We start from the raw sequence: 15694 nt of genomic DNA, 5'->3' as shown, positions 1-15694 counted from the left end.
CCCGCCCGACGACTCCGGCCGTGTCCAGCGCGCCGTCCTGCACCATGCCCGTCCTGAACGACGAGAAGTCCCGCACCGACCTGCTGCACCGCCTGCGGCGCGCCGAAGGCCAGTTGCGCGGCATCCAGCGCATGATCGAGGAAGGCGAGGAGTGCCTGGCGATCGCCGGCCAGATGTCGGCGGTGCGCAAGGCGCTGGACAGCGCCTACGTGCGCATGACGGTGTGTTTCATGGAGCAGGAGCTGGCCGCCCGGCTCGGCGACAAGCCCGCGGCCCAAGCCGACCTGGGCCAGATGCTCGACAACGTCGAGACGCTGCTGGGCAAGATCCGCTGAACGGCGAGCAACCCTGTTGCGCACAGGGGAACGCCCGGCGCAGATTCGCAGCGCGGCCCATCCTGGCCGCCTTCTTCACGAGGAGTCCACGATGAAGAACGCCCTGATGGCGCTGTCCCTCGCCCTGGCCGCCGGCACCGCCCTGGCCCACAACTGCCCCAACGAGATGAAGGCCATCGACGCCAAGCTGGCCACCAGCCCCAAGCTCGGCGACGCCGACGCCGCGAAGGTGAAGCAGTTGCGCGCCGACGGCGAGACGGCGCACAAGGCCGGCAAGCACGACGATTCGATGAAGGCGCTGGGCGAGGCGAAGAAGATCCTGGGGATCTGATCGCCTCGCCGCGTCGTGCCACGGCGCCTCAGGGCGCCCAGTAGTCGATCGAGACCAGTTGCATCCCGTTGGCCAACGTGGTGGTGAGCCCGAGTTCGCGGTAGTCACCCGCCACGCCGGCCAGCGGCACCAGCGATTTGTCGGCCTCGCTGCAACGCGGGTTCTGCGCCGCGGCGATGCCGGCGGTGTAGGTCGAGGTCGAGATGCCCGAGGCCCACGGCGTCCGGCCGCCCGTCACGCTGGCCGTCGTGTCGCCCGGCTTGGCGATCCGGGGCGAGAGGATGGTGCGCTTGTTGTAGCTGGTGCCGTCGACGATCGCGTTGTTCTGCCCGAACAGGTAGGCGCTGTCGACGCGGCCGAGCAGCGCGGGCGCCGTCCACGACAGCGACACGTCGGTCAGCGCGCCGGCGCCGCTGCCCGTCGGGCTGAGGTAGGCGGCCACGCTGGCCGGCGCCAGCGTCGGCCACCAGCCGGCGGCGTTGTCGACGTAGGGATTGAAGTCGGGGTCGCTGACGATCAGGCGGTGATAGGCGATCCGGTCGGGCTGGTCCGGCGTCGCGCTGCCGAAGAAGAAGAACTCCCACTTGTAGGTGCCGTAGGGCACCAGCGCCTCGGTGGTTCCCTCCGGCGTGTCGGCGTAGTCCACGTTGGCCCCCGGCCACGCGCCGCCCGGCCCTTCGCCGGTGAGGAATTCGGCCCCGACCTTGAAGTCCACGCTCGCGTTGCCGGTCCAGTAGCGCGGCTGGTTGACGCCGCCGTCGACCACGTAGGTGTCGCCGGTCTTGCTGACGATCACCATGCGGTCGGAGGTGCAGCGCGACGAACGCGACAGCACCACGCCGGCCGCCGGCAGCCCGGGGCCGCTGACCCGCGCCGCGCGCACGCCGTTCATGCCGGGGCCGGACGGATCGAGCATCAGGCGCAGCACGGCCTCGTAGCGCGACCGCGAGGAATAGCCGGCCGGATTGGCGGGCGCCGCATTGCGGTTGACGTAGCGCTGCAGACGCAGCTGCACGTCGTAGTCGTAGGGCCGCTGGTTGCCGACGAACTTCCACGCGCCGTCCACCTTCGCCAGCAGCAGCGCACGGCGCGTCGCCTGGTTGTTGGCCGCCGGCAGCGTGGCGCGCATGTCGACCGCCACGCACTGCGCGGTGTTGCAGTAAGGGTTCTTGATCTCTTTCGGATCGCTCAGGTTCGCCGCCGGCACCACCAGCAGGATCGCCGGGCGCTGGAACTTCGCGCCGTCGAGATTGGGGTTGAGCAGGCTGGCGCCCTGCGACGCCATCCAGGAGTAGCCGTTGACCTTGAAGTCCGGCACGTCGGCCTCGCAGGCGGCGGCCAGGGCGGTGGGCGAGCCGTTCGCGTCGGTGGCCGTCACGCGCTGCGCCGCCGGCAGCGCGTAACACGCCGTCCAGCGCGCCGCGATCGCATCCAGTTCGGCGGCCGTCGGCAGGTCGCTCGCCGTCGGCGGCAGCGTCGGCGCCGTGGCCGGCGTGGTCGCGGGCGTCAGCGTCGCGGGCGGCGCGACGCCGTTGCTCGTGGCCGCCTGCGCATTGTTCTGGATCGTCACCGTGCCGGCCGGCATGTCGCTCGGGTTGGTCTTCACGGTGATCTGGTCGAGTACCGCGTCGACGCCGCCGCCGGTCGCGGCGAACGTGGTCGTCACCGGGTTGTAGGTGCCGCCGGCGCCGGCGGCCGCCGCCAGCGCCGCCGCGATCGTCGGGTCGCTGTTGAGCACCGCCATCAGCGAAGCCACCGCATTGGCGAAGGCATCGGCATTCGCGCCGCTGAATGCGGCGGCGAGCTGCGCCGGATCGCTCAGCGCCGCCGGGTTGCCGCCGGGCGCCACCAGCACCGCGATGGCGTCGGTCAGCGGCGTGATGTTGGCGGTGTTGGCGGCGCCGGCGGTGGCCGTCGGCAGCACCGAGTAGAGCGTGCGCGCCACCCCGTCCTGCGTGAAGGAGACTCGCAGCGAGAACGGCGCGCGCAGGTTCCGGCCGACGATGCTGAAGCTGCCGTCGGCCGCGGTGGTCACCGCCGCCGGATCGACCGAGGCGCCGTCGGCATCGACCAGCGTGACGGTCGCTCCGGCGATCGGCTCGCCGTTGGCGGCGACGCCGACGACGGTGGTCGCCGGGCCCGGCTCGTCCGAACCGCCGGACGAGCCGCCGCCACAGGCGGCCAGCAAGGCGATGCTGCCGGCCAGCGCGGCGACGAGCGGAATGGGTCGGAAGGGAATGCGCGTCATGAAGTGCCTCCGTTGAAGCCGCAGGAATGCGGCACGGAGGCACTGTCGTCAAGACGCGCACATCCGGCATCGCCAGATGTGAGGAAGGCGCGGCTTCGTGTCGCCGATCAAGTCGCCGGCTTGTCCGACAAGGCCTTGAGGTTGTCCTTCAGCTCCTGGCTCATCGGCGCCTGCAGGTTGATGCCCTTGGGCGGGATCGGCGACTCGAACCACTTCTTGTAGAGCCGCTCGAACTCGCCGCTCTTCATCATGGTGGCCAGCGTGTCGTCGACCAGCTTCTTGAATGCCGGGTCGTCCTTGCGCAGCATGATCGCGTAGGGCTCGACCTGGATCGGGTCGCCCACCACGGCCAGCTCGGCCGGGTTCGCGGCGCTGGCCTTCAGGCCGTACAGCAGGATGTCGTCCATCGCGAAGGCCACCGCGCGGCCGCTTTGCACCAGCAGCGCGGCCTCGGCGTGGTCTTTCGCGCCGATCAGGTCGATGCCGAGCTTCTGCTCGTCGTTGAGCGAGCGGATGATCTTGAAGTTCGTGGTGCCCGTGGTCGAGACCACCGTCTTGCCCTTCAGGTCGGCCAGCGTCTTGACCGCCGTGCCGGCCTTCACCAGGAAGCGCGTGCCGGTGTAGAAATAGTTGGTCGCGAAGGCCACCTGCTTGGCGCGCTCGCTGTTGTTGGTGGTGGAGCCGCACTCGATGTCGATGGTGCCGTTCGCCAGCAGCGGAATGCGGTTGGCCGAGGTCACCGCCTGCGTGGTGACCTTCAGGTCGGCGCGGCCGGTGGCCTTCTTCACCTCGTCGACGATCTTGCCGCAGATCTCCCAGCCGAAGCCGGTGGGCTGCGCCTTGTCGTCGAGGTAGCTGAACGGGATCGACGACTCGCGGTAGGCCACGCCGATGCTGCCGCTGGCCTTGACCTTGTCGAGCGTGGATTGCGCTTGGGCCGCGAACGGCAGGGCACAGGCGACGGCGATGAGCGAGAGAGAGAGTCTGCGCATGGAGAGTGTTCCTCGGTGAGGGGTGAACAAGGGATTGAGGCGGCTGGTGGCCGCCGCAAGAACCATGCTAGCCCGCGCGGCGCATGCGGTCACTCGGGGTGTTCTCGGTACTGCGCCGCGGCGCGCCGCAGCCGCTGCGCGATCGCGGCGGCCAGCGCCTTGTCACCCACCACCTGCACGCTGTCGCCGTGGCGCAGGATGTCCATCGACAGCTCGGTGGCGTCGGCATAGGGCACCTGCAGCTCGTAGCGGCCGTCGCTCAGGTGGCGCGACTTCTGCTGCGGATGCCACTCCTCGCTGGCCACCCACTGCGCGGCGTCGGGCACGAAGCGCAGCGTGGCCCACTTCAGCTTCGCGCCGCTGGCGCCGTAGATGCCGTAGCCGGCGTCCAGCGCCGCCTCCAGCTCGCGCAGCGGCAGGCTCTTCGCCCGGGCGTCGAGCACGCCGGCCTCGCGCACCGCGTCGAGCGCGAAGCGGCGCAGCGCGTCGCTGCGGTGGCACCAGGCGTCCAGGTACCAGGTGGCGCGGTAGTGCACCAGGCGCTGCGGCGAGACCTCGCGTTCGCTCTCGCGCCGGTCGCTGCGCTTGAAGTAGCGCAGCCGCACGCGCTTGCGCTGCAGCAGCGCGCTGCCCAGCAGTTCGAACCAGCGGCTGGGCACGCGCCGGCGCGCAGTGCCGATCACCTTGATGCGCCGCATCAGCTCGCGCGACTCGGCGGCGTCGGCGCCGATCAGTCCTTGCAGCCGCTCCAGCAGCGGCTGCAGGTGGCGCGACAGCACGCCGTCGTCGTCCAGGCCCGCGAGCAACTGGTGCATGGTCAGCAGCGCGTGGATCTCGTGCTCGCTGAACCACAGGCCGGGCAGCTCGTGGCGCGCGCCGCGCGGCGCGGCGGCGCCGCTGTCGAAGCGGTAGCCCTTGTCGAAGGCGTCGTAGACGATGGGCGCGTACAGCCGGTCGCGCAGGTATTGCAGGTCGCGCTTGAGCGTCGCGGGCGAGACGGCCAGCTCCTCGCGCAGCGCGGCGAAGCCGACGCTGCCGCGGCTCCTGAGCAGCATCTCGATCTTGTAGAAGCGTTCGGTGCGGTCCATCGGTCGTGCTCGGATCCTGCCGGTGGCTCACGGCGTGAGCCTGCCCGGGCGAGCTTACCCCGGCTTCGCGCGGCGCCGCTGGCTCATCCCCTGAGCCACCCGGCCGTAACACTGCATTGGCCTGCCGCGGCCCGCGGCGCCCACCGGGAACCCGACCATGACCACCACCTTCACCCACGACACCTGCCCCGCCACCACGCTGACCGCGCTCGACCGCATCGGCTTCGAGCTGGGCTGGGACTACGCCCACCACGGCGTGCAGCCGCCGGCGCCGTACGCCGACGAGGCCTCCAGCCTGCGCGACGGCCTGCGCGCCGGCGCGGCCACCTTCGGCACGCGCACGCTGATGCCGACGCGCCACGTGCGCAAGTGGCTGCAACTGCGGCTGCACGCCTGGCTGCGCGGGCGCAGCGTCGAGCTGATGCAGGTCACGCCCAGCCACCTGCGGCAGATCGAGGCCAGCCACTGCCCGGTGACGCGCATCGCGCTGTCGGCCGCCACGCTGCAAGGCAGCGACGCCTCGGTCGACCGCGTGCGCAACGACGCCGGCTACGCCGCCGGCAACCTCGTGATGATGTCCACCCAGGCCAACCACGCCAAGGCGGCGCACGGCTTCCGCGACGCGCTGCGCATCGTGCGCGACCTGGAAACCGCCCGCGCCGGCGCGGGCGGCGGGCTGACGGTGGCGCAGTGGGCGCGCGTCGCGGTGCTGTGCAGCTTCGTCGAGCCGCTGTCGCACGAGGAGGCGAGTGCGCTGCCGCTGCTGGTGCTGCCGCCGAACCGCCTGCGCCTGTTCAACCCGGTGCAGGCGGTGCAGGCCTTCGTGAGCCGCCAGTTGCTCACGGCGGGCTGGAGCCAGCGCATCGCGCGCTTCGAGGTGCTGCTGCCCGGCAAGCCGGCGCGGCGCGCCTTCCAGATGTTCTTCCACGCGCTGCTGCCGCGCGTGCTGGAGGCCGGCCGCTGCGACGAGCCGCAGCGCGCCCGCTGGGCGGTCGAAGACGCCTGGCGCAATCCGCTGGTGATGAAGCGCTGGCGCGCCTTCGCCCGGCTGCTGACGCCGGCGCAGTGCGAAGCGCTGCTGGCGCGCGCCGCCGCCAAGGGGCTGGCGACGCAGCGCATCGAGCAGATCGGCACCGCCCAGGCCACCGAGGGCTGGAACCTCGATTCGCGCGGCTACGTGCCGCATGCGGTGGTGGCGCGGCGGCCGTTTGCCATGCCGCACCAGGCGACGCTGCCTTTGATGTGAGCCGGTGCTCACACTGATTAATTTTCATTATACCAATCCATTTCAATCAAACGTTTGATTTGCGGAGTACCATCTCCGCCCATGACCGATATCAATATCGCGGCCGCGCCGCGGCCGGCGCGACCCGGCCGCGGCGACGGCGAGGCGGCGCGCGAGCGGCTGCTGCACGCCGCGCTCAACCTGTTCGCCCACCAGGGTTTCGCCACCACCTCGACGCGCGAGATCGCCGAGGCCGCCGGCGCCAACCTCGCGGCCATCAAGTACTACTTCGGCGACAAGGCCGGGCTGTACCGCGCGGTGTTCTTCGAGATGCAGTCCAAGCCGGAGGACGACATCCGCCGCTTCGGCGGCGAGGCGCTGAGCCTGCGCGAAGCGCTGCGCGGCCTGTACCTGGGCTTCCTGGAGCCGCTCAAGCAGGGCGAGCTGACCACCTTGTGCATGAAGCTGCACATGCGCGAGATGCTCGAACCCAACGGGCTGTGGGGCGAGGAGATCGAGCACGGCATCCGCCCGATGCACGAGGCGCTGCTGCGCGTGCTGTGCCGGCACGTCGGCGCGGCCGCGCCGGACGAGCACATCGAGCGCCTGGCCGTCTGCGTGGCGGCGCTGGGCGTGCACCTGCACGTTGCCCGCGACGTCACCGACGCGCTCGCCCCGGCGCTGAACGAAGGCGCCGACGCGCTCGACCGCTGGCTGGACGCGCTGGTGATGTACGCCGAGGCGATGGTCGCGTCGGAAGTGCGCCGGCGCGCCTCGGCCCGCCAGCCGTGACACCAGGGAGAAACAAGCCCATGCCGCGACACCCGCTTTCCCCGCGCCGCGCGCCGCTGGCGCTGGCCGCGCTCGCGCTGGCCGCCTGCGCCAGCATCGACCCCGCCCCGGCGCCGGCCACGGCCGCCGCGCCGGCGGCGCAATGGCAGGCGGCGCTGCCGGCCGGCGCCGACCCCGCCGTTGCCCTGCGCGACTGGTGGCAACAGTTCGACGACCCGCTGCTGACGCAGTTGATAGACGCCGCCCAGGCCGCCAGCCCGACGCTGGCCGACGCGCGCGCCCGCATCGAGCAGGCGAGCGCCGCGCGCACCGGCGCCGGCGCAGCGCTGGGTCCGACCCTGAACGCCGGCGCCAACGCCACGCGCGGCCGGCTCGACCTCGCCACGCCGGTCGGCACCTCGCTGGGCGCGAGCCTGCAGGCCGGCTGGGAGATCGACCTGTTCGGCGCCAACCGCGCCAGCCGCGACGCCGCCCAGGCGCGCCTCGAAGGCAGCCAGGCGCAGTGGCACGACGCGCGCATTTCGGTGGCCGCCGAAACCGGCTCGGCCTACCTGGCCTTGCGCGCCTGCGAAGCGCAGCTCGCGCAGCGCGAGCTGGACGCCGCTTCACGCGCCGAGACCGCGCGGCTGACCGAGCTGGCCGCCAAGGCCGGCTTCGAGGCGCCGGCCAGCGCCGAGCTGGCGCGCGCCAGCGCCGCCCAGGGCAACGCCACGCTGACGCAGCAGCGCGCCAGTTGCGAGCTGGCCGTCAAGGCGCTGGTGGCGCTCACCGCCTTGCCCGAAGCGTCCTTGCGCGAGCAACTGGCCGCACGCCGCGCCAGCCTGCCCCGGCCGGCGCAGCTCGGCGTCGCCGCGGTGCCGGCGCAGGCGCTGGCGCAGCGGCCCGACGTGGCCGCCGCCGAGCGCGAGCTGGCCGCCGCCGCCGCCGACACCGCGCAGGCGCGCGCCCAGCGTTATCCGCGCGTCACGCTGGCCGGCAGCATCGGCCCGTCGCGCTTCGAGAGCGGCGGCGCCAGCGCCAGCGGCACGCTGTGGAGCATCGGGCCGGTCAGCGTCAGCCTGCCGCTGTTCGACGGCGGCGTGCGGCGCGCCAACGTGCGCGCCGCGCAGGCCGCCTACGACGCCGCCGCCACGCGCTACGCCGCCCGCCTGCGCGGCGCGGTGCGCGAGGTCGAGGAGGCGCTGGTGGCGCTGGCCAGCACGGCCGCGCGCGGCGAGGACGCGCGCAACGCCGCCGAGGGCTACGAACGCAGCCTGCGCGCCGTCGAGGCGCGCTACCGCGGCGGGCTGGCCAGCCTGTTCGAACTGGAAGACGCGCGCCGCAGCGCCGTGGCCGCGCAGTCCGCGCTGATCGAGCTGCAGCGCGAGCGCGTCGCCGCGTGGATCTCGCTGTACCGCTCGCTCGGCGGGGGCTGGAGCGCCGACGCGCTGGCCGCCGCCGCCGACACCCCCCGCCGCTGAACCCAACACCGAGAAGAACGCCATGCCCGCCTCCCACCGACTCCTGTTCGCCGCCGCGCCGCTCGCCGTCGCGCTGGCCGCCCTGGCGATCACCGTCGTCGTGCACGCCGCCGACGCGCCCGCCGCCGCGGCGCCGGCCAAGCCGGCGCTGACCGTCACCGTCACCAGCCCGCAGCCGGCCAGCGTGCCGCTGAAGATCGCCGCCAACGGCAACATCGCCGCGTGGCAGGAGGCCAGCATAGGCACCGAGGCGAACGGGCTGCGCCTGGCCGAGGTGCGGGTCAACGTCGGCGACGTGGTCAAGCGCGGCCAGGCGCTCGCCACCTTCGCGCCCGACACCATCGCCGCCGAGCTGGCGCAGACGCGCGCCGCCGTCGCCGAGGCCGAGGCCACGCTCGCCGAGGCCGGCGCCAACGCGCAGCGCGCGCGCGAGCTGCAGGCCACCGGCGCGCTGTCGGCGCAGCAGATCAACCAGTACCTGACCGCCGAGCGCACCGCGCAGGCGCGCCTGGAAGCGCAGCGCGCCGCCGCGAAGACCCAGCAACTGCGCCTGGCGCAGACGCAGGTGCTGGCGCCCGACAACGGCGTGATCTCGGCGCGCAGCGCCACCGTCGGCGCGGTGCTGCCGGCCGGGCAGGAGCTGTTCCGCCTGATCCGCGGCGGGCGCCTCGAATGGCGCGCCGAGGTGGCCGCCGCCGACCTGGCGCAGCTCAAGCCGGGTGTCGCCGCGACGGTCACGCCGGCCGGCGGCACGGCCATCGCCGGCCGGCTGCGCATGGTCGCGCCGACCGTCGACGCGGCCACGCGCAACGGCATCGTCTACGTCGACCTGCCGCAGCCCGGCGCGGCGCGCGCCGGCATGTTCGCGCGCGGCGAGTTCGAGATCGGCCAGGCGCAGGGCCTGTCGCTGCCGCAGGGCGCGGTGCTGCTGCGCGACGGCTTCAGCTACGTGCTGCGCGTCGGCCCCGACTCGAAGGTGCAGCAGGTGAAGGTGAGCACCGGCCGGCGCTGGGCCGACCGCGTCGAGATCACCGGCGGGGTCGACCGCAACGCGCGGGTGGTCGCCGCCGGCGCCGGCTTCCTCGGCGACGGCGACCTGGTGCGCGTGGTCGACGCGGCGCCCGCCGCACCTTCCGCGGCGTCGGCGCCGGCGGCCAAATAAGGAGCGCGGGCATGGCCATCAACGTCTCCGCCTGGTCGATCCGCAACCCGACGCCGTCCATCCTGCTGTTCCTGATGCTCACGCTGGCCGGGCTGGTCGGCTTCCGGGCGATGAAGGTGCAGAACTTCCCCGACATCGACCTGCCGATGGTCAACATCGTCGCCGCGCTGCCCGGCGCCTCGCCGGGGCAGCTCGAAACCGAGGTGGCGCGCAAGATCGAGAACTCGCTGGCCACGGTGCAGGGCCTCAAGCACCTGTACACCAGCCTGACCGACGGCACCGTCACGATCACCGCCGAGTTCCGCCTCGAGAAGCCCACGCAGGAAGCGGTGGACGACGTGCGCGACGCCGTCTCGCGCGTGCGCTCCGACCTGCCGTCCGACCTGCGCGACCCGGTGATCAAGAAGGTCGACCTCGCCGGCACGCCCATCCTCACCTACACGGTGGCCTCGCAGAAGATGGACGACGAGGCGCTGTCGTGGTTCGTCGACAACCAGGTCGCCAAGGCGATGCTGGCGGTGCCCGGCGTCGGCGCGGTGTCGCGCGTCGGCGGCGTCGCGCGCGAGGTGCGCGTCGAGCTGGACCCGGCGCGGCTGCTGGCGCTCAACGCCACCGCCGCCGACATCTCGCGCCAGCTCCGCCAGGTGCAGCAGGAGGCCTCGGGCGGCCGCGCCGACCTGGGCGGCGCAGAGCAGTCGGTGCGCACCATCGCCACCGTGCAGTCGGCCGAGGAGCTGGCGCGCATGGAGGTGGCGCTGGCCGACGGGCGCCGCATCCGCCTCGACCAGGTGGCGCGCGTGCACGACACCGTGGCCGAGCCGCGCTCGGCGGCGCTGCTGGACGGCAAGCCGGTGGTCGGCTTCGAGATCGTGCGCTCGCGCGGCGCCGGCGAGATCGAGGTCACCGACGGCGTGCGCGCCGCGCTGGCCAAGCTCAAGGCCGAGCACCCCGACATCGCCATCACCGAGGCCTTCAACTTCGTCGATCCGGTGCAGGAGAACTACGACGGCTCGATGAAGCTGCTCTACGAGGGCGCGGCGCTGGCGGTGCTGGTGGTGTGGCTGTTCCTGCGCGACTGGCGCGCCACCTTCGTCTCGGCGGTGGCGCTGCCGCTGTCGGCGATCCCGACCTTCTTCGTGATGCACCTGATGGGCTTCACGGTCAACACGGTGACGCTGCTGAGCCTGTCGCTGGTGGTCGGCATCCTGGTCGACGACGCGATCGTCGAGATCGAGAACATCATGCGCCACCTGCGCATGGGCAAGACGCCGTACCAGGCCGCGATGGAGGCCGCCGACGAGATCGGCCTGGCGGTGATCGCCACCACCTTCACGCTGATCGCGGTGTTCCTGCCCACCGCCTTCATGAGCGGCATCGCCGGCCGCTTCTTCGTGCAGTTCGGCTGGACGGCGGCGATCGCGGTGTTCTTCTCGCTGGTGGTGGCGCGCATGCTGACGCCGATGATGGCGGCCTACATCCTGCGCTCGCCCAAGCACGTGGAGAAGCCGGCGCGCTGGCTGGACGTCTACCTCGGCTGGGCGCGCTGGTGCCTGAAGCACCGCTTCTGGACGCTGCTGGCCGCCGCGGCGTTCTTCGTCGGCAGCTTCGCGCTGGTGCCGCTGCTGCCCACCGGCTTCATCCCGCCCGACGACCTCTCGCAGACCCAGGTGACGCTGACGCTGCCGCCGGGCAGCACGCTGGCCGAGACCACCGCCGCCGCCGAGCAGGCGCGCGCGCTGGTGCAGAAGAACGAGCACGTCAAGCTGGTCTACACCGCGATCGGCGGCGGCGCGGCCGGCTCCGACCCGTTCGCGCCCACGCTCGCCGAGGTGCGCCGCGCGGTGCTGACGATCAACATGACGCACCGCGACGCGCGCCGCGGCCTGTCCAAGCAGGCCATCGAGGCGCAGTTGCGCGACGCGCTCGAGGTGCTGCCGGGCGCGCGCGTCAAGGTCGGCCTGGGCGCCTCCAGCGAGAAGTACGTGCTGGTGCTGGCCGGCGAGGACGGCCGCGTGCTGAGCGCGCACGCCGCGCAGGTCGAGCGCGAGCTGCGCGGCATCCCCGGCATAGGCGCGGTGACCTCGAGCGCCAGCCTGGTGCGGCCCGAGCTGATCGTGCGGCCCGACTTCGCGCGCGCCGCCGACCTGGGCGTCACCTCGCAGGCCATCGCCGACACGCTGCGCATCGCCACCAACGGCGACTACGACCAGGGCCTGCCGAAGCTGAACCTCAGCGAACGCCAGGTGCCGGTGGTGGTGAAGCTCGCCGACGACGCGCGCGCCGACCTCGCGCTGCTGTCGCGCCTGCCGGTGCCCGGCGCGCGCGGGCCGGTGCCGCTGGGCAACGTCGCGACGCTGGCGATCGATTCCGGCCCGACCGAGATCGCGCGCTACGACCGGCTGCGCAACGTCAACTTCGAGATCGAGCTGAACGGCCAGCCGCTCGGCGAGGTCGAGAAGGCCGCGCTGGCGCTGCCCTCGCTGAAGAACCTGCCGCCCGGCGTGATCCAGACCTCGGTGGGCGACGCCGAGGCGATGGGCGAGCTGTTCGAGAGCTTCGGCCTGGCGATGATCACCGGCGTGCTGTGCATCTACGTCGTGCTGGTGCTGCTGCTGAAGGACTTCGTGCAGCCGGCCACCATCCTGGCCGCGCTGGTGCTGTCGGTGCCGGGCGCGTTCCTGGCGCTGTTCATCACGCAGTCCTCGCTGTCCATGCCCTCGATGATCGGCCTGATCATGCTGATGGGCATCGCGACCAAGAACTCCATCCTGCTGATCGACTACGTGGTGCTGGCGCGCCGCGAGCACGGCCTCGCCCGCTGGGACGCGCTGCTCGACGCCTGCCGCAAGCGCGCGCGGCCCATCGTGATGACCACCATCGCGATGGGCGCCGGCATGATGCCGATCGCGCTCGGCCTGGGCGTGGACCCGAGCTTCCGCGCGCCGATGGCCATCGTCGTGATCGGCGGGCTGATCACCAGCACCTTCCTGAGCCTGCTGGTGATCCCGGTGGTGTTCACCTTCGTCGACGACCTCGTGCAGTGGTTCGCCCGGCACGCGCACCGGCGCGGCCACGCCGCCGGCGCGGCGCCGGCGCAGCCGACGTGACGCCGGCCGAGCACCGCACGCTGGCCGCCGCGCTGGGCGCGGCGCTCGGCCCCGGCACGCGCACGATCGAGACGCACATCTCGACGCTGCTGCTGGCCGGCGACTTCGCCTACAAGCTGCGCAAGCCGCTGCGCCTGCCCTTCCTCGACTTCTCGACGCCGGCGGCGCGGCGCCGCGACTGCGAGGAAGAGCTGCGCCTGAACCGGCGCACCGCGCCGGAGCTCTACCTCGACGTGCGGCCGGTGCAGGGCAGCCTCGCCGCGCCGCGCGTCGGCACGCCCGGCGATGCATCCGGCGCGATCGACTGGCTGCTGCGCATGCGCCGTTTCGACGACGACCTGCTGCTGGCCCGCCTGGCCGCGCGCGGCGCGCTGGGCGCGGCCGAGGTCGATGCGCTGGCGCGCGAGGTGGCCGATTTCCACGCGGCGCTGCCCGCCTCGCCGGCCGCCTGGGGCGAGCCCGAGGACGTGCTGCGCTGGGCGCGCGCTAACTTCGCTGCGCTCGGCGACACACGCGGCCTGCGCGAGCTGCACGGCTGGAGCGAACGCGAGTTCGAGCGCATCGCGCCGCGGCTCGCGCTGCGCCGCGCCCAGGGCCGCGTGCGCGAGGGCCACGGCGACCTGCACCTGGCCAACATCGTGATGCTGGATGGTCGGCCGGTGCCCTTCGACGCGATCGAATTCAACCCGGCGCTGCGCCACGCCGACACGATGGCCGACGCCGCCTTCGTCTTCATGGACCTGTGGCGCCACGGCCTGCCATCGCTCGCCTGGCGCTTCGCCAGCGCCTACGCCGAGCGCGGCGGCGACCACGAGGGCCTGGCGCTGTTGCCCTTCTTCGCCGTCTACCGCGCGCTGGTGCGCGCCCAGGTGGCGGCGCTGCGCAACGACGAAGCCGCCTGCGCGCGCGACATCGGCGTGGCGCGCGAGATCGCCGCGGCGCGCCGCGCGCGGCCGCTGCTGCTGCTGACCGTCGGGCTGTCGGGCTCGGGCAAGAGCACGGTCGCGCTCGAACTGCTGCAGGCGCTGGGCGCGCTGCGGCTGCGCTCCGACGTCGAACGCAAACGCCTGGCCGGGCTGGCCGCCGAGGCGCGGCCGACGCCGGCGCAGGCCGGCGCGCTCTACGCCGCCGCGATGACGCGGCGCACCTACGCGTGCCTGGGCCGCCTGGCGGGCACGCTGCTGGAGGCGGGCCTGAACGTGGTCGTCGACGCCGCCGCGCTGCGCCGCCACGAACGCGACGCGCTGCGCGCGCTCGCCGAGGCGCACGGCGCCGAGTTCCGCCTCGTCGAATGCGTGGCGCCCGAGGCGGTGCTGCGCGAGCGCATCGCGCGCCGCGCGGCCGAGGGCCGCGACGCCTCGGACGCCGACCAGGAGGTGCTGGGTTTGCAGTTGCGCATCGTCGAGATCCCGGCCGCCGACGAAGGCGCGCTGCGCCTGGACACCGACGCCGACCCGGCCACCGTGGCGCGCCGCTGCGCCGCGCTGGCGGCGCGGCTGGCGGCTCAGTGATCCTCGAGCCGCGTGCCGGTGCCCTCGGCCAGCTCGCCGGTGTCGGCGTCGACCCAGTCGGCCAGGCCCAGCTCCTGCTCGGCTTCCTGCAGCGTCTCGCCGGGCTCGGGGTTGTCGTCGAAGCCGGCGTTCATGTCGGCCAGCGCCTCGGCCGCCGTGTCGAAGGGGCCGAACTCCTGGTGGCCGTCGATGGCGATCCAGTAGTAGCCGTCGGGATGGCGCACGATGCTGCCGTCGTCGGGCAGCGAGGCATCGGCCAGCGAGGCCTCGTCGAAGCCGGGCTCGGGCGGCATGTTCAGCGTGGCTTTGAGCGACTTCATGGCGGCTTCTCCGGTCGACGGCCGCATCGTATGCCGCAGCGGCGCGGCCGTGTTGAACTGAATCAATCGCCCGCCCAGGCCCGATCGAAGGCCGGCATACTGCGCCCCATGCGAACCCTCACCTCACGCCTGACCGCCGTCCTCGCCTCGCTGCTGCTCGCCGCCTGCGCCCTGCTGCCGGGCAGCGACCCGCTGCGCGTCGAACTGGTGGGCATCGAACCGATCGAAGGCCAGGGCCTGGAGCTGCGCCTGGCCGTCAAGCTGCGCGTGCAGAACCCGAACGACGCGCCGGTGGAGTTCGACGGCAGCGCGCTCGAACTGGAGGTCAACGGCAAGACGCTGGCCAGCGGCGTGAGCGACCAGCGCGGCAGCGTGCCGCGCTACGGCGAGCGCGTGCTGGTGGTGCCGATGAGCATCTCGGCGCTCGGCGCGGTGCGCCAGGCGCTGGCGCTGGCCGACGGCAGCATGACGACGCGCGACTCGGTGCCCTTCGTGCTGCGCGGCAAGCTCGCCGGCGGCGCCTTCGGCGCGGTGCGCTTCAGCCAGGAAGGCTCGCTCGCGGTCGGAACGCTGCTGCCGCGCGCGGCGCGCTGAGCGTCTTCAGATCGCCCCCACGCAGCCCGGCGCGCCGCAGCGGCAGGCGAGCCTGCCCTCGTGGTGCGTCTCGCCGTAGTTGGCGGTGATCTCCTCGCCCGGCGCGATGTCGCGCATCGCGTAGAACTCGACGCGGCCCTGGCGGATGCGCAGCACCGCGTTGGGCCGGCACGAGTGGTTGGTGAAGCGCAGCGGGTCGGCCGAATGCGAAGCGTCGATCGCGCGCGTTTCGCTCAGCTCGACGATCATGATGCGCCGCTGGCCCTTGGCGCGGCGCCGCGCCTCGCGCACGCTGATCGCCTCGCCGCGGATCTCGCCGATCTTGCGCCGCGCCGGCACCGCCTCGGCGGCGAAGGCGCCGCGGCCGTCGATGCGGCTGGGCTTCACGTCCACCGCGTACTTCTGCGGGTCGGCGGGCACGCCGCGCCGGCGCGGCGCGGCGGGGGCGGGCGCAGGGGCGGCGGGCAAGGGCTGGACGCGGGGCATGGTCACGATTGTCGCGCCGCGCGGCCGGGCGGCGATACTGCCG

The 15694-nt window shown here is 73.1% G+C and carries 14 protein-coding genes; 9 read left to right on the top strand and 5 right to left on the bottom strand.

What is annotated here, in order from left to right; genetic code table 11:
• Positions 1–44 precede the first annotated feature (44 nt).
• On the top strand, positions 45–335 hold the full coding sequence (locus QM792_RS02225; protein WP_415147545.1) for a metal-sensing transcriptional repressor: 291 nt from the start codon (positions 45–47) through the stop codon (positions 333–335).
• A gap of 91 nt (positions 336–426) precedes the next feature.
• A complete protein-coding gene (locus QM792_RS02220; RefSeq protein WP_415147544.1) occupies positions 427–666 on the top strand; it encodes a hypothetical protein in 240 nt (79 codons plus the stop codon).
• Between the two features lie 28 nt (positions 667–694).
• Here QM792_RS02220 and QM792_RS02215 read toward each other — a convergent pair whose 3' ends face one another.
• The 3 genes from QM792_RS02215 to QM792_RS02205 form a co-directional block, all read right to left on the bottom strand.
• Entirely contained in the window at positions 695–2914 is a 2220-nt protein-coding gene (locus QM792_RS02215; protein WP_415147543.1) for a carboxypeptidase-like regulatory domain-containing protein, read from the bottom strand.
• 107 nt (positions 2915–3021) lie between these two features.
• The gene (locus QM792_RS02210) at positions 3022–3906 is read right to left on the bottom strand and encodes a transporter substrate-binding domain-containing protein (RefSeq protein ID WP_415147542.1); all 885 of its coding nucleotides are present in this window, start codon (positions 3904–3906) and stop codon (positions 3022–3024) included.
• Between the two features lie 89 nt (positions 3907–3995).
• A complete protein-coding gene (locus QM792_RS02205) occupies positions 3996–4994 on the bottom strand; it encodes a helix-turn-helix transcriptional regulator (protein ID WP_415147541.1) in 999 nt (332 codons plus the stop codon).
• A 157-nt stretch (positions 4995–5151) separates the two neighbouring features.
• Here QM792_RS02205 and QM792_RS02200 point away from each other — a divergent pair, with 157 nt between their 5' ends.
• From QM792_RS02200 to QM792_RS02175, 6 genes are all read left to right on the top strand, one after another.
• Positions 5152–6240 carry a hypothetical protein gene (locus QM792_RS02200; RefSeq protein ID WP_415147540.1) on the top strand — a complete coding sequence of 363 codons (1089 nt, stop codon included), beginning with the start codon at positions 5152–5154 and terminating at the stop codon, positions 6238–6240.
• An 81-nt stretch (positions 6241–6321) separates the two neighbouring features.
• Entirely contained in the window at positions 6322–7011 is a 690-nt protein-coding gene (locus QM792_RS02195; protein ID WP_415147539.1) for a CerR family C-terminal domain-containing protein, read from the top strand.
• A gap of 20 nt (positions 7012–7031) precedes the next feature.
• Entirely contained in the window at positions 7032–8471 is a 1440-nt protein-coding gene (locus tag QM792_RS02190) for an efflux transporter outer membrane subunit (RefSeq protein ID WP_415147538.1), read from the top strand.
• 22 nt (positions 8472–8493) lie between these two features.
• A complete protein-coding gene (locus QM792_RS02185; protein WP_415147536.1) occupies positions 8494–9633 on the top strand; it encodes an efflux RND transporter periplasmic adaptor subunit in 1140 nt (379 codons plus the stop codon).
• Between the two features lie 11 nt (positions 9634–9644).
• The gene (locus QM792_RS02180) at positions 9645–12740 is read left to right on the top strand and encodes an efflux RND transporter permease subunit (protein ID WP_415147535.1); all 3096 of its coding nucleotides are present in this window, start codon (positions 9645–9647) and stop codon (positions 12738–12740) included.
• Entirely contained in the window at positions 12737–14251 is a 1515-nt protein-coding gene (locus QM792_RS02175; protein ID WP_415147534.1) for an AAA family ATPase, read from the top strand. Before QM792_RS02180 ends, QM792_RS02175 begins: the two co-directional genes overlap by 4 nt.
• Here the strand turns inward: QM792_RS02175 and QM792_RS02170 are convergent.
• Positions 14245–14571, bottom strand: a complete 327-nt coding sequence (locus QM792_RS02170; RefSeq protein ID WP_415147533.1) for a hypothetical protein — start codon at positions 14569–14571, stop codon at positions 14245–14247. The genes QM792_RS02175 and QM792_RS02170 overlap by 7 nt on opposite strands.
• A 108-nt stretch (positions 14572–14679) precedes the next feature.
• Here QM792_RS02170 and QM792_RS02165 point away from each other — a divergent pair, with 108 nt between their 5' ends.
• Complete coding sequence (locus tag QM792_RS02165; RefSeq protein WP_415147532.1) at positions 14680–15165, top strand: LEA type 2 family protein; 486 nt, start codon at positions 14680–14682, stop codon at positions 15163–15165.
• 6 nt (positions 15166–15171) lie between these two features.
• On the opposite strand, the gene QM792_RS02160 is transcribed toward QM792_RS02165, so the two are convergent.
• Positions 15172–15651 carry an SET domain-containing protein gene (locus QM792_RS02160; RefSeq protein ID WP_415147531.1) on the bottom strand — a complete coding sequence of 160 codons (480 nt, stop codon included), beginning with the start codon at positions 15649–15651 and terminating at the stop codon, positions 15172–15174.
• Positions 15652–15694: the final 43 nt, after the last annotated feature.

Source organism: Piscinibacter sp. (assembly GCF_047600445.1).
Classification (GTDB): Bacteria; Pseudomonadota; Gammaproteobacteria; order Burkholderiales; family Burkholderiaceae_C; genus Piscinibacter.
Note: the sequence above shows the minus strand (reverse complement) of the source record. Positions and strands in the feature narration are given on the sequence as shown.

Excerpts from the sequence above, each read along its gene's own strand:
- QM792_RS02205 (WP_415147541.1), bottom strand. The coding sequence starts at position 4,994 with ATGGACCGCACCGAACGCTTCTACAAGATCGAGATGCTGCTCAGGAGC.
- QM792_RS02225 (WP_415147545.1), top strand. The coding sequence starts at position 45 with ATGCCCGTCCTGAACGACGAGAAGTCCCGCACCGACCTGCTGCACCGC.
- QM792_RS02190 (WP_415147538.1), top strand. The coding sequence starts at position 7,032 with ATGCCGCGACACCCGCTTTCCCCGCGCCGCGCGCCGCTGGCGCTGGCC.
- QM792_RS02165 (WP_415147532.1), top strand. The coding sequence starts at position 14,680 with ATGCGAACCCTCACCTCACGCCTGACCGCCGTCCTCGCCTCGCTGCTG.
- QM792_RS02160 (WP_415147531.1), bottom strand. The coding sequence starts at position 15,651 with ATGCCCCGCGTCCAGCCCTTGCCCGCCGCCCCTGCGCCCGCCCCCGCC.
- QM792_RS02200 (WP_415147540.1), top strand. The coding sequence starts at position 5,152 with ATGACCACCACCTTCACCCACGACACCTGCCCCGCCACCACGCTGACC.
- QM792_RS02215 (WP_415147543.1), bottom strand. The coding sequence starts at position 2,914 with ATGACGCGCATTCCCTTCCGACCCATTCCGCTCGTCGCCGCGCTGGCC.
- QM792_RS02195 (WP_415147539.1), top strand. The coding sequence starts at position 6,322 with ATGACCGATATCAATATCGCGGCCGCGCCGCGGCCGGCGCGACCCGGC.
- QM792_RS02185 (WP_415147536.1), top strand. The coding sequence starts at position 8,494 with ATGCCCGCCTCCCACCGACTCCTGTTCGCCGCCGCGCCGCTCGCCGTC.
- QM792_RS02180 (WP_415147535.1), top strand. The coding sequence starts at position 9,645 with ATGGCCATCAACGTCTCCGCCTGGTCGATCCGCAACCCGACGCCGTCC.
- QM792_RS02210 (WP_415147542.1), bottom strand. The coding sequence starts at position 3,906 with ATGCGCAGACTCTCTCTCTCGCTCATCGCCGTCGCCTGTGCCCTGCCG.
- QM792_RS02220 (WP_415147544.1), top strand. The coding sequence starts at position 427 with ATGAAGAACGCCCTGATGGCGCTGTCCCTCGCCCTGGCCGCCGGCACC.
- QM792_RS02170 (WP_415147533.1), bottom strand. The coding sequence starts at position 14,571 with ATGAAGTCGCTCAAAGCCACGCTGAACATGCCGCCCGAGCCCGGCTTC.